We start from the raw sequence: 12,582 nt of genomic DNA on the forward strand, positions 1-12,582 counted from the left end.
TGTGCTCAACTCAGCCACACGCTTTCGAGCTGGACGCGCCCGTAGCCGGGCAGCTTCGGCAGGCCCTGGACCTTCGCGGCGGCGAGGTCGACGCCGTCGGCCATGCCCCACAGCAGGTAGCCGGAGCGGTCGTACTCGATCTGCTGCAACTCGTGCAGGGCCTTGGCACGGGCCTGCTTGTCCGTGGTGCCGATGACCTTGCGGTACGTGTCGTTGAACTCCTTGTCGTCGAAGCCCGACTCGTTCTGGCCGGCGCCGCCGAGCAGGGTCTTGGACGCGAAGAAGACCACCGAGTCGTTGGTGCCCCAGTAGTTGGTGTAGAGGTCGCCCTTGAGCCAGGTCTTCTCGTAGAACGCTCCGGACTCCTGCTTGACCACCTTGATCTTGATCCCGGCCTCACGCGCCTGCGAGGCGAACAGGGTCGCGGAGTCGGCGATGCCGGAGACGTCCTCGGTGGTGTACAGCTCGTAGGTCTTGGACAGGTCGAACTTGGCGTCCGCCAGGAGCTGCTTGGCCTTGGCCAGGTCGCGCCCCCGCTGCGGGATGTCCTTGGCGTAGTCGGGGTCGCCGGTGCCCATGATGTCGTTGGCGACGTTCCCGTATCCGGACAGGGCCTGCTTGACCATCGCTTCGCGGTCCACCACCAGGCGCATCGCCTCCCGCACCCGGGGGTCGGCGAAGGGGCCGTCGGCGGTGCGCATGACGATGGGCATCGACATGTCGTCGGGGCGCCGGACGACCTGGATCTCCTTGCGGGACTCCGCGGTGCGCGCGGCGACCGGGCCGGCGTTGGAGGCGACGTCGATCTGACCGGCGAACAGGGCGTTGGCCATGGCCTGCGGCGTCTCGAACATGGTCACCTCGATCGCGTCGAGGTGGACGGTGCCGCCGTACCACGTGTCGTTGCGCACCAGACGGGCGTTGCCGCCCCGGTACCAGTCCAGTTTGAACGGGCCGGTTCCGGGCGCCTTGGCCACGTCCTTGTCCGGGGTGTCCTTCTTCATGACGAACGTAGCGAACCGGGTCATGAGCGGCAGTTCGGCGTTGGCGTATTCGGAGGCCACGACCACGGTGTCGGTGCCTTCCGCCGTGATGCTGGCGGCGTCCTTGACCCCGGGCAGCCGGGCCGCGCCGGCCGGGGTGTTGCGCAGTCGGCGCAGCGACCAGACCACGTCGGCGGCGGTGACTGGGGTGCCGTCATGGAAGGCGGCTCCCTTGGCCACCTTGAAGCGCCACGTCTTCAGGTCCGCCGAGGGTTCCCACGAGGCCAGCCGGGGCACGGTGTTGGACGTGGCGCCCGGCACGGCAAGCGTGTCGAAGGTGAGCGCGAGGATGAGGTAGTCGCTCTCATTGGCCTGGGTGCCGTGCGGGTCGCGGGTGATGGCGCCGGCCCGGCCGAGCGCGCCGATGCGCAGGGTGCCGCCCTTCTTGGGCTTGCCGCCCTTGCCGGCAGAACCGGCCGCGGTGCTTGCGCCGCCCGAGGAACACGCCGCAAGGAGTGCGGCCGTCCCCATCGCCCCGCCGGCCAACAGCACCTGACGCCTGTTGATGTTCACGTACGTCCTCGCTCCATGTTCTGGACAACCCAAGCCGTATTAGGTTTGCCTACCCTAATGACAACCATCCCCGCAAGAGGTTGCGGGGTGGCCCGCACTCGCAAGCGGGGCGCGTTCGCCGATTACCGCCCCCTTGGCAGGTTCCGTTCATCATAGGTCATGAGTAAGGTTTGCCTTACCTAAGTTTGATGCTAGCGTTCGAGCGCCGCCGGACGTTGATCCACCCGCAGCGAATGGGTCAACTCCCCCTGCATTGCGACCAGTTGGCGCATCGCCGCCTGCTGCGCACCGGTGGCGCCACCTGCCATCCCCACACGGAACGGACTCCTTCGCCATGAGCACGGCAGCCGCACCCGTCCGCCAGCTCGCCCCCGACACCGTGGGTGAACTCCGCACGGCAGCGGAACGGATACTCGAAGAATTCGGCACCTCGGCGACATCCCCCGCGCTCCTGGAGCGCGTCGCCAAGACCGCGAACGGTTTCAGCGACGCCCTGCGGCACGGCTGCAGGCCCGTCGACACCGCGGACGGTCTGTTCGTGCTGCGGGGCCTGGACGTCGACGACGCCTCCATCGGCGCCACACCGGACAGTTGGGCCACCGCGGGCGACAGCGGCGCCCTCTACGACATCGCGCTCCTGCTGCTGGCCAGCGTGATGGGCAATCCGATCGCCTGGGAAGGCCAGCAGGACGGCCGGTTCGTCCACAACATCGTCCCCTCGCCCGGCCACGAGAGCGAGCAGACCGGCGCCAGCAGCAGCGTGCTGCTCAGCCCGCACACCGAGGACGCCTTCCACCCCGGCCGCGCCCACCTGCTGATGCTCGGCTGCATGCGCAACCACGACAACATCGCCACCACCGCGGCCAGCATCCGCAGGACGGCTCTGTCGGACGCCGATGTGGAAGCCCTGTCGCGGCCGGTGGTGCCGATCCTGCCGGACGACGCCTATGCCGAGGCCCAGGGCTACACGGACGCGGAACCCCCCGCGGTGCCCGCCCTGTTCGCGGGCGAGGGCGGCACGACGCTGCGCTTCGACCCCGCCTACACACCCCTCGACCGGGCCGATGCCCCCTACCGCGAAGCCTACGGACGGCTGGGGGACGAACTGGCCCGGGTCTCCGTCGCGGTCAGCCTCACCCCCGGTGAGGTCCTCGTCGTCGACAACGACATCGTCGTCCACGGCCGCGTCCCCTTCCAGGCCCGCTACGACGGCACCGACCGCTGGCTCAAGCGCGCCTCGGTCCGCGTCCCCGGGCGCCGCACCCGCCCGTCGGCCGAGGCCGCGGAACACGGCTACGGCCAGGCCGCGATCGAAGCCCACGCAGGCTGAACCAGCCACGTCACTGGAGGATTTGACCCATGACCGACACCCAGACCGGCGCGGCCGGTGACGCGATGTCCGGCGACGACAAGCGCCTGCGGATCCTGTCCAAGAGCGATCTGGCCGGCATCGACATCACCCTGGCCGACGTGGTCGCCACCGTGGAAGGCGCCTACCGCACCTTGCACGCCGGGCGGTCCGACAACCCCCGCAAGCTCACCGTCAAGCCGCGGGACGAGCACTCGGTCGCGTACGCGATGCTCGGCCGCGACGGCTCCCGCGATGTCGTCGCCATCAAGACCTCGTACAAGCACGGTCTCGACGTCGGGCGCGCGGAGCAGCACTACTACACCACCCTCACCCTCTACGACGACGCCACCGGACTGCCGGTGGCGATGATGGACTGCTCCCGCATCGGGTCCCTGCGCACCCCGGCCGTCTCCGCCCTGCTGGCCCGCGAGTGCGCCGCACCGGGTGCGCGCAGCGCCCTGGTCATCGGCACCGGTACCCAGGGGCGACTGGCACTGCCGTTCCTGCTGACGACGCTGCCCGGCCTGGACCGGCTGATGGTCTTCGGCACGCACGCCGACGGCATCGCCGCCGTGCGCGAAGAGCTGCGGGCGCACTTCCCCGACCGGGACGTGGAGATCGTCACGGATGTACGTTCCGCCGCCGCCGACGCCGATGTCATCGTGGCCACCGCCGGCGGCCACACCCCGGCCGCCGTCGAATCGGGCTGGCTCAAGCCGGGCGCCCTGTCGATCCTGGTCGGCCACGGGCTGGCCCCCTCGACCCTGCACCAGGCGGACCGGGTGATCGCGACCAGCGAGGCCCAGATGAACGTCACGGGCACCGACCTGGCCGACGCCGACGGCAAACTCCCCGCGGTGGACGCCGAGTTGCCGACCGTCATCGCCGGGATCACCGCGGGCCGCTGCTCCGCCGAGGAGCGGGTCTTCGCGTACAACAGCGGTCTCGTCGTCACCGACATCGCGCTCGGCCACCGCTTCGCGCAGCTCGCCCTCGCGCAGGGCCTGGGCACCGAGGTGCCGCTGTGGCAGTGAGCGCCGTACGGACGACGAACGTGCCGACCCTGCCCGCCCACCCGGATCCGGACACCGACCGGGTACTGGACAGCGGACTGCTCCACGAGCTGTCGTACGCCTTCGGCGGCCCCTTCCACTTCCTGCTGCCGCACCGCTTCGACGCCAACCTCGCCGCCTTCCGCACCGCGCTCGGCGACGCCGGGGTGGAGGGGCGGGTGTACTACGCGAAGAAGGCGAACAAGGCGGCCGTATGGATGGAGCGTTGCGCCGCGCACCAGGCCGGCGTCGACGTGGCCAGCACGGGTGAACTGCGGGAAGCTCTCGGCCACGGGGTACGCGGCGAGAACATCGTGGTCACCGGGCCCGCCAAGAGCGCCGAACTGCTGCGGCTGGCCCTGCTGCAGGGCTGTCTGGTCGCCGTCGACGCGCTGGACGAGCTGGACATGCTCATCACGCTGGCGCTGACCGGCACCGTACGACCGGCCCGACTGCTGCTGCGCCGGCTGCCTCCCACCCAGCCCCACAGCCGCTTCGGCCTGAACAACGGCGAGTTGGAGACGGCCCTGGACCGGTGCGTGCGAGCGGGCGACGCCGTACGGATGGAGGGCTTCAGCTTCCACCTGTCCGGCTACGCCACGCAGCCGCGTGCCGACCTCGCGGCGGAACTGGTCGAGTGGTGCCTCAAGGCCCGGGTCCTGGGGCTGCAGGCCGACCGGATCAGCATCGGCGGAGGCTTCGCCGTCGACTACAGCCCGGCCGAGCGGTGGCACAGCTTCCTCGCCGAGCAGCGTCCCGAGCACTACCACGCGCGCAAGTCGTTCCAGAGCGGCGACTTCTACCCGTACCACTCCCCCGTCGCGGGCGCGGACGCCCTGCGCGCCATCCTGGCGTCCGTCCCCGAGGGCGGGCGGACCAGCCTGGCCGAGCGGTTGAAGGAGACGGGGACGCTGCTGCTGATGGAGCCCGGCCGGGCCTTGCTGGCGGGCGCGGGTTCGACGGTCTTCTGCGTCCAGGGTCTCAAGGAGCGCGACGGTTACCGGATCGCCACCGTCGACGGCACCAGTCTGAGCCTGTCCGAGCAGTGGTTCAGCAGCGAATACCTGCCCGACCCGGAGCTGGTGACCCCCACGGGCCGCTCCCGCGCCACCGGCATCCGTCCCACGTGCGTCGGTGGAGCCTCATGTCTGGAGTCGGACATGGTCACGTGGCGCAAGGTTCCGCTGCCCGCCGCTGCCCGGGTGGGCGACCTCCTCGTGTACCCGAACACGGCCGGCTACCAGATGGACTCCAACGAGTCGCCCTTCCACGACCTGCCGCTGCCCCCGAAGGTCGTCCTCGACCGGCTGGGCGACCGCCCGCGCTGGCGCCTGGACCGCCGCACCGCCAGCTGACGTCCCCCCACTCACCCAGGAGCTCTTCCATGAACGCGGCCCTCGCCCGCCCAGCCGTGGTCTCCCAGATGTCCGAACTCATCGGCTGCACCCCGCTGCTGGAGCTCGCCACCACGGAGACCGGCAGCCGCCTGCTGCTGAAGCTGGAGATGTTCAACCCCACCGGCACCGCGAAGATACGCATGGCCCGCGCGATGATCGATGCCGCGGAGCAGTCCGGCGCGTTGCGGCCCGGCGGGCGGATCATCGAATCCACCTCCGGCAACACCGGACTCGGCCTCGCCGTGATCGCCGCCGAGCGCGGCTACACCTTCACCGCGGTGGTCGACCACCACGCCGCCGCCGACAAACTCCGCGCCATGAAGGCGCTGGGCACCGAGCTGGTCTATGTCGTGGACGACGGCACCGAGGAACTGGCCACCGCCGCCCGTGAGGAACTCGCCGAGGAGATGGCCCGCGGCCAGGACAACACCATCTTCACCGAGCAGCACAACAACCCCGCCAACGGTGTCGGCTACTTCCCCGTCGCCCACGAACTGAACGCGGCCCTCGACGGGAAGCTCGACATCCTCGTCGGCGCCGTCGGCACCGGCGGCGGACTGTGCGGCACCGCCCGCGAACTGCGCACCCTCATACCGCAGTTCTCCACCGTCGGGGTCGAGCCCAAGGGGTCGATCGCCTTCGGCGGTCCGGCCCACGACTACTACCAGTCCGGCACCGGCACCCCCGAGGGCGCCGAGCTCGGCGCCCTGGTGGACTTCGACCTGATAGACGAGGGTGTGAAGGTCGGCGACGTCGAGGCGTTCGCGACCTGCCGGGCCGTTGCCCGGACCGGACTGCTCATCGGAGGCTCCGCCGGTGGCGTGGTCCATGAGGCGCTGACCCGCCTGCCTTCGCTGCCGCCGGGGACGACTATGGTCGCCCTGATCAACGACGGCGGGGAGAAGTACATGGACACCGTGTTCAGCGACGACTGGATGCGGGCCCGCGGTCTCCTCGACCCCGACGCGGAACGGGAAGTCGACGAACTCCTCACCAAGCTCCGCAGGAACCGATAACCGATGCTCACCACCCTCCTCCGCGACAGCCGGGCCCTCGCCACCCTCGCGGTCCCGCTGATCCTCACCCAGCTCGCCCAGGTCGCCCTGACCACCACCGACACCGTCATGATGGGCTTCCTCGGCACGGCGGAACTGGCGGCCGGCGGCCTCGCCATCGTCATCTTCAACCAGCTGCGCACCATGGGTGTCGGCCTGGTCACTTCCGTCGGCAACCAGATAGCCGCCGCCGGAGCCCGCGCGGAGCAGGAGGCCGCCCAGGACGACGAGGGCACCGAGCAGGGCCGGGAGGAGGTGCGCGGCATCGTCCGCGCCAGCATGGCGCTCGCCACCCTCGCGGGCATCGCCGGCGCCGTCCTCATGATCCTCATCGGGCAGGCGCTGCCCTGGCTGGGCCAGGACACAGACGTAGCCGACCGGGCCCAGACCATGATCCTCGCGTTGGCGCCCGGCCTGCTGCCCTGTCTCTGGTTCCAGGTGATCCGCCAGTTCACCGTCGGCATGCGGCGCCCCCAGGCCCTGCTCCGGATCACCATCGCCTCCGTCGCGGTCAACGCCGGACTCAACTGGCTTCTCATCCACGGCACTTGGGGCCTGCCCCGCATGGGCCTGACCGGTATCGGCATCGCCACCTCCAGTGTGTACCTCCTGACCTTCATCGCCCTCCACCTGTCGGCGAAGAAGGACAAGACGCTGGCCCCGCTGCTGTCCCTGGGCCTTCTGAAGGCCGATCCGGCTGTACTCAAGCGGCTGCTGGGCCTGGGGATCCCGATCGCCGCCACGTACGGTTCCGAAGCGGGATTCTTCTCCATCACCGCTCTGATGGCAGGCTCCTTCGGGCCTGCCGCGCTGGCCGCGCACACAGCCGTCAACCAACTCGTCTACATCGTCTTCCAGGTCGCCGTCGGCCTCTCCCACGCCGCCTCGATCAACGTCAGCCGCGAACTGGCACTGGGCCGCTACGACGACGCCCGACGCATCAAGAACACCGCGCTCGCCTGCGCCGGTGCCGTCATGGCCGTCGTCGGCATCCTCTATCTCACCCTGCCCAAGCTCGTGTTGGCCCCCTTCCTGGAGTCCGGCTCCGGCAAGGCCCTCACGATCGCGAGCCATCTGCTGATCGTGACGGCGTTCCTGCAGTTCTTCGACTGCGCCCAGAACATCGGAGTCGGCCTGCTGCGCGGACTGGACGACACCAGGAGCGGCTTCCGCATCACCCTCATCGGATACTGGGCCGTCGGCCTCCCCGCGGCCTGGCTCCTCGCCTACGCCCTGCGTCTCGAAGCCGTGGGCATCTGGCTCGGCCTCCTCACCGGGCTCGCCACCACCGCCGTCCTGCTGCTGCGCCGCTACTCCGCATCCCTCTCCGCGCGAGCCGACGCCCGGACAGCCGTCGTGGCGGCCTGAGCCGTACACGTCGTGCGGCCCGAGCCGTACGAAGGGGCGGTCGCCGAAGCGGCCGCCCCTCGCCTCTGCTCCCCCTCCAGAGGCTTACCGCCCTACCGGTACAGGTGCTCCGGCGGCGCGATCGTGTCGCATGTCAGCTTCGCGTTCGTGGGTACGAGCCGCTCCACGGACCCGGGGTTGCCGTGCACGGCGGCCAGTTGGGCCGGGTCGAGGTAGCCGATGAACAGCTGGGTGTCCGGCGGCATGTTCTCCGGCTTGAAGACGAACGTGACCCGCCCGTCGTCTTCCCGTACGCCCTCCCGCACGCGGTCCACCCCGGCGCCCTCGCCCGACGGAGTCAGCTTCCCGTCGTCGTTCGGCCCCTTGCAGAAGACGCCGGTCTTGATGAGGACGGGGAACCCGGCCTTGCGCAGGGCGGCCTCCAGGCCCGCGTGGTCGGTGAAGTACCGCCGCTTGTCGAAGGTGGCGTGGATCGTGCCGTCCTGCTGGGTGTCCACGGTGTACGCGACCGTGTGGATGTGCACACCCACGCCGGACGTCGCCTCCGCCGGTGGCGCGGTCGACGGGTTGGCGAGGGTCGAGGCCCCGACCGCCAGGCCCGCGGAGAGGGCGACCGCGGCCACCCCCGCGGCCCTGCGCCGCCGCCTGCGCGCGCGCCCCGCGGCGACGATCTCCTCGACGGGGGTGGCGAGATGCACGTCGTCCAGCGAGTCCCTGAGGGTGTCGAGTAGCCGGGTGGTTTCCGTATCGCTCATGACCGGTCCTCCTGCTCTGGTACGGATACGAGTTCGCCGCGCAATGCCGCAACAGCCCGCGCCAGATGGGCGGTTACGGTCCCCGGTGCGATCCCGAGGCCCTTGGCGGTGGCCGCCGTGTCCAGGTCGAGGAAGACCCGGAAGGCGACCACCTCCCGCTGTCGCCGCGGCAGTCGGCGCAGCGCGTTCAGCAGCGCGGGGTCAAGGGCGGCATCGGTGGCCGCGGGCCCGCAGACCTCGTGGTCAGCGGCCAGCGCCACCTCCCGCCGCCGGCGCCGCCACCAGCTGACGCAGGTGTTGAGCGCGGTCCGTACGACCCACGCCCGCGGTGCCGGATGCCGGCTCACCTTCGCCCACCCCGTCCACGCGCGGGTGAAGGCTTCGGCCACCAGATCCTCGGCCAGCTGCCGGTCACCCACGCTCGCCAGGACGGCCCGCAGGCACACATCCCGGTCGGCTCGGTAGAACTCCTTGAAATCCAGCTGCTTCACACCCCTCATACGCTTCGGGGCCGCGATCCGCTTACCCGCCGACCGCCCCGCCGGTCACCGCACCCGGCAAGCTCCGCCGGATGCGTACCCCCAGCGAACTACCGACCCCCGTCCGGGCCCAGCCGTCCTGAGCTCCGGGGAGGCCGCTGCGGTGGGCGCGGATGACCATCTCCCGGCCGGCGGCGGCTCCTTCTTCGCGCTGCCGGGCATCAGGTACTCCTCCGACCGGCTGGGCCGAGGATGCTCGCCGCCTGACCGGCCCCGGCCAGTGCGGCGCGAGCCGTCGGACCGGACCGAGGGCCGGAGTCCGCCTTCCGGCCGGACCGGCTGCCCACCGCCCCGGCCATGGCCTTCTGCAGCAGGCTGTACGCCAGGATCGGCAGCAGCACTTCGGGGCGGTGCGAGAACCAGGCCGCGGCCAGCACGGCCGCCGCACTGCTGTTGTTCATCCCGGTGGCGAAGGTGAGCGAGATCCGGTCCGGAACGTCACACCGCGTCCAGCGCGACATCCACCGGCCGAGCAGGAAGGAGGCGCAGCACACCATGCCCGACACCCCGAGCACCAGGGCGAGGAGGTCCGGGTCCGGGTGGGCCAGCGCCTGGCCGAGCGCACCGGCCGCGTTGACGTAGCACAGCAGCAGGACGTTCGCCGCGTTGACCGCCTTGACCACCGGCAGGACGCGGCTGATCCGGCGGTCGCCGAGCAGGGCCCGCGCCGCGATCCCCACCAGGCACGGCAGCACCACCGAAGCCAGCGCGAACGGTCCCGCACCGGTTCCGGCCAGGCCGTCCAGCCGGGTCGTGTCGTCCAGCCCGCCGGTCCCGCCGGGGCCGACGAGATACCCCGCCAGCCGCAGTCCCAAGGGAACGGTGAGCGGGCTGAGCAGGGTTGAGCCGAGCACCATCGCGACCGCCAGCGGGACATTGCCGCCCGCGTTCTGCCCCCAGGACGCGGCGCCCCCCGCGATCGGCATCGCAAGGACCAGCACCAGCCCCACCAGCAGGCTCTCCACTTCGCCGGCATCGGGCCAGGACCCCAGACACAACCCGACCACGGGCAGCACGACGACCGGCAGCAGCGCGTTCACGGCGATGCCCAGCACCAGCCGCTGCGGCCGCCGCAGCACGCCGCTCAGCTCGGCGACCCGCACCCCGAGGCCGGCGTTGAAGAGCATCACGGCCAGCAGCACCATCGGCAGGCTCAGCACAACTCCCCCGACGGGGAGCCGCAGTGTCAGCCCGCGCAGAGCCTCCCCCGGCCCGGGGAACACCCCGGCCACCAGATAGCAGCCCAGCATCAGCCCCAGCAGCCACCGCTGCACAGCCGCCACCACACCAACCAGCACGGAGGCCACCCTAGACGGTCAAGTCCGAAGTGTCCGGTGTATCCGGTCGCATGTGGGCCGACGTATCCGGTCGTATGTGGGCCGGCTGAACGGTGGGCGTCCCGTCACCGGCGGGGCGGGCCCGCGGTCAGTTCAAGCGACTCCCGGTGTGGGGCGCGCCGGGGCTGTGGCGCCCTCGTGCGGGTCGGGGCGGCGGCCGGTCACGGTCACGGTCACGGTCAGCAGGATGTCCTTGACGGGGAGCTCCACGACATTGCCCGTACCCAGGCTGAACTCCGCGTCGGTCGCACGCAGTTCGACACCTGTGAGGTCGACGCGGAAGTAGGCGAGGGCGCGCGGTCGCAAGTGCGCGAGGACGGAACGGCATGGTGAGCGTCGACCACACCACTGCGGGACACCGCAACCAGCCGACGGCGCCCGGCTCCCCTTGCCTGCGATTCGGCCGTGAAGCCCCGGTTCGCGGAGCACCGTACGGGATGCGGCCGAGTCGTATCCGGCACCCGGATGGACGGTGATCGCGTCGGGTGGTGGACGGGCCTGGGGTCTGCGGGCGCGCTCACCCGCAGGAACAGCCGCGGGCTCCCACTCGGCGTTCCTGGGATCACCATGTTCGTCCCGTCCCGCCGCGCCCGTCCGCCCCTACCGCCGCGCCAGCCAGGTAGCGATCTCGTCTACCACCGCCGGCTCGACGTGCCCCGGTCGTGCGTACTCGGCCGGAGTGGCGCGGCCGCTGCCGGGGATGAAGAGGTGGTTGGCGTCCTGGTGGATCCGGATGGCCACCTCGGGCCGGTCTGCCAGGGCGGCCTGCCAGCGCGTCAGGTCGTCGGCGACGGTTACCTGGTAGTCCCGGCCGCCCTGCAGGATCAGCATCGGGCAGGCGAGTCCGGCGGCCGTGGCCACCGGGTCGTACGCGCGCAGGTCGAGCCAGTAGGCGGCGGAGAACCCGTACGGCAGCAGTTCCGACGGTGTGTCAGGCGTGAGTTCGGAGCCAGCCACCAGCGCGGCCTGCCGGGTCAGCGCCGCCACCGCCTCGTCCGTGGCCGGGCCGGGGGCGAGCGCCGCGAGGTAGCGGGCCACCCGGACGGCTGCCTCGTGCATCGGCTGGGCGTCCGCGGCGAGCAGCACCAGCCCCGCGATCGACGGGTCGGCGGCAGCGATTCGGGGCGCCATCTTGCCCCCCATGCTGTGGCCGAGCAGGTGGATCCGGTCCGGAGCCACCTCGGGCTGTTGCCGCAGCAGTTGGACGGCGGCGAGCGCATGCGGCAGGTACTCGTCGGCCATGGTGAAGTCCGATGGGAGCCGGTCCGGGTGCGCGAAGGTCGCCTTGTCGAAGCGCAGTACGGCCACCTGTCGGGTGGCGAGCCCCCAGGCGAGGTCCTTGAGCGGCTTGTTGGGGCCGCTGCTCTCGTCCCGGTCGAACGCGCCGCCGCCGCTGAGCAGTACGGCGGCGGGCCACGGTCCGGTTCCGGCGGGCAGGCTCAGCGTGCCGGACACCGCGAGCGGGCCGGTGCCGAGCAGGACTTCCCGCTCGGTGAACCGGGCCGGGTTCGCATACTGCGGGGGCTGCCACTCGGCGTCGCCTTCCGGGGCGAAGCGCAGGCCGTGCAGCAGGCCGTCACCGCCAACCGACGTGACCACGGTGAAGCTGCCGGTCGCGCAGGCCACCGGGATGCGAACGCGCACCGGGTCGGCCTCGCCTGGCTCGCCCACCGGCTCCCCGATCGCGCTGACCCCGCCCCGCCCTGCGGCCTCGGTCGCCCACGCGAGCCGCAGCGCATCGGCGGATACCGCGGCGCGCAGGGGTGGCGAGGCGCGGTGGAGCGGCACTACCGACTGCGCCAGGACCGAGCCGTGATCGGCTCCGAGGCGGTCCACTCACTCACCCCCGAGGACCATCGGCGGGCGTTCGCCACCGCAATGACCGCCCTGCTGGCCGAGTTCAACGCCTACCTCGACCGCGAGCAGGCCGACCCGGTGGCCGACCAAGTGGGCTACCGGCAGCACGCGCTCTGGCTCAGCCCGGCGGAGCTGGACGAGCTGATCGGCGAGCTGCGCGCGGCCATCGTGCCCAGGCTGGCCAACCGGCCGAGCCCGAGCGGGCGCAGTACCTGCTGAGTCCGATCCATTTCCCAGTGGAAGCCCCGCCGCGGTAAACCGAGCAGCCGGCGGCCGGAGTCGATCACGTGACGGTCAATGACTGGCCGGACAGCC

12 protein-coding genes are annotated in these 12,582 nt (G+C 71.3%); 6 read left to right on the top strand and 6 right to left on the bottom strand.

Going from position 1 to position 12,582, the window contains the following annotated elements:
- Nucleotides 1-5 precede the first annotated feature (5 nt).
- The gene (locus ACIBK6_RS20105; RefSeq protein ID WP_399052624.1) at nucleotides 6-1,556 is read right to left on the bottom strand and encodes an ABC transporter substrate-binding protein; all 1,551 of its coding nucleotides are present in this window, start codon (nucleotides 1,554-1,556) and stop codon (nucleotides 6-8) included.
- Between the two features lie 334 nt (nucleotides 1,557-1,890).
- On the opposite strand from ACIBK6_RS20105, the gene ACIBK6_RS20110 reads away from it, so the two are divergent.
- Genes ACIBK6_RS20110 through ACIBK6_RS20130 form a run of 5 tightly spaced genes read left to right on the top strand, consistent with a single transcriptional unit; the run spans nucleotide 1,891 to nucleotide 7,779 of the window.
- Nucleotides 1,891-2,886, top strand: coding sequence for a TauD/TfdA family dioxygenase (locus tag ACIBK6_RS20110; RefSeq protein ID WP_399052625.1), 996 nt, complete (start codon nucleotides 1,891-1,893; stop codon nucleotides 2,884-2,886).
- Between the two features lie 29 nt (nucleotides 2,887-2,915).
- Nucleotides 2,916-3,941 carry an ornithine cyclodeaminase family protein gene (locus ACIBK6_RS20115; protein ID WP_399052626.1) on the top strand — a complete coding sequence of 342 codons (1,026 nt, stop codon included), beginning with the start codon at nucleotides 2,916-2,918 and terminating at the stop codon, nucleotides 3,939-3,941.
- Nucleotides 3,938-5,314, top strand: coding sequence for a Y4yA family PLP-dependent enzyme (locus tag ACIBK6_RS20120; RefSeq protein ID WP_399052627.1), 1,377 nt, complete (start codon nucleotides 3,938-3,940; stop codon nucleotides 5,312-5,314). Before ACIBK6_RS20115 ends, ACIBK6_RS20120 begins: the two co-directional genes overlap by 4 nt.
- A 29-nt stretch (nucleotides 5,315-5,343) precedes the next feature.
- Nucleotides 5,344-6,372: a cysteine synthase family protein gene (locus ACIBK6_RS20125; protein ID WP_399052628.1), complete on the top strand. Its 1,029-nt coding sequence runs from the start codon at nucleotides 5,344-5,346 to the stop codon at nucleotides 6,370-6,372.
- A 3-nt stretch (nucleotides 6,373-6,375) separates the two neighbouring features.
- Nucleotides 6,376-7,779, top strand: a complete 1,404-nt coding sequence (locus tag ACIBK6_RS20130; protein WP_399052629.1) for an MATE family efflux transporter — start codon at nucleotides 6,376-6,378, stop codon at nucleotides 7,777-7,779.
- A gap of 92 nt (nucleotides 7,780-7,871) precedes the next feature.
- Here ACIBK6_RS20130 and ACIBK6_RS20135 read toward each other — a convergent pair whose 3' ends face one another.
- The 5 genes from ACIBK6_RS20135 to ACIBK6_RS20155 all read right to left on the bottom strand — a co-directional run bounded on the left by ACIBK6_RS20135 (nucleotide 7,872) and on the right by ACIBK6_RS20155 (nucleotide 12,246).
- The gene (locus ACIBK6_RS20135; RefSeq protein ID WP_399052630.1) at nucleotides 7,872-8,534 is read right to left on the bottom strand and encodes a hypothetical protein; all 663 of its coding nucleotides are present in this window, start codon (nucleotides 8,532-8,534) and stop codon (nucleotides 7,872-7,874) included.
- The gene (locus ACIBK6_RS20140; protein ID WP_399052631.1) at nucleotides 8,531-9,025 is read right to left on the bottom strand and encodes a sigma-70 family RNA polymerase sigma factor; all 495 of its coding nucleotides are present in this window, start codon (nucleotides 9,023-9,025) and stop codon (nucleotides 8,531-8,533) included. Before ACIBK6_RS20140 ends, ACIBK6_RS20135 begins: the two co-directional genes overlap by 4 nt.
- A 209-nt stretch (nucleotides 9,026-9,234) precedes the next feature.
- Complete coding sequence (locus ACIBK6_RS20145; protein WP_399052632.1) at nucleotides 9,235-10,371, bottom strand: bile acid:sodium symporter family protein; 1,137 nt, start codon at nucleotides 10,369-10,371, stop codon at nucleotides 9,235-9,237.
- A 132-nt stretch (nucleotides 10,372-10,503) separates the two neighbouring features.
- Nucleotides 10,504-10,716, bottom strand: coding sequence for a hypothetical protein (locus tag ACIBK6_RS20150; RefSeq protein ID WP_399052633.1), 213 nt, complete (start codon nucleotides 10,714-10,716; stop codon nucleotides 10,504-10,506).
- A gap of 294 nt (nucleotides 10,717-11,010) precedes the next feature.
- The gene (locus tag ACIBK6_RS20155; protein ID WP_399052634.1) at nucleotides 11,011-12,246 is read right to left on the bottom strand and encodes an alpha/beta hydrolase family protein; all 1,236 of its coding nucleotides are present in this window, start codon (nucleotides 12,244-12,246) and stop codon (nucleotides 11,011-11,013) included.
- On the opposite strand from ACIBK6_RS20155, the gene ACIBK6_RS20160 reads away from it, so the two are divergent.
- Nucleotides 12,223-12,486: a hypothetical protein gene (locus tag ACIBK6_RS20160; protein WP_399052635.1), complete on the top strand. Its 264-nt coding sequence runs from the start codon at nucleotides 12,223-12,225 to the stop codon at nucleotides 12,484-12,486. The two genes, ACIBK6_RS20155 and ACIBK6_RS20160, sit on opposite strands and share 24 nt — an antisense overlap.
- Nucleotides 12,487-12,582: the final 96 nt, after the last annotated feature.

Source organism: Streptomyces sp. NPDC050485, assembly GCF_044458185.1.
In the GTDB taxonomy this organism is placed as follows: Bacteria; Actinomycetota; Actinomycetes; order Streptomycetales; family Streptomycetaceae; genus Streptomyces.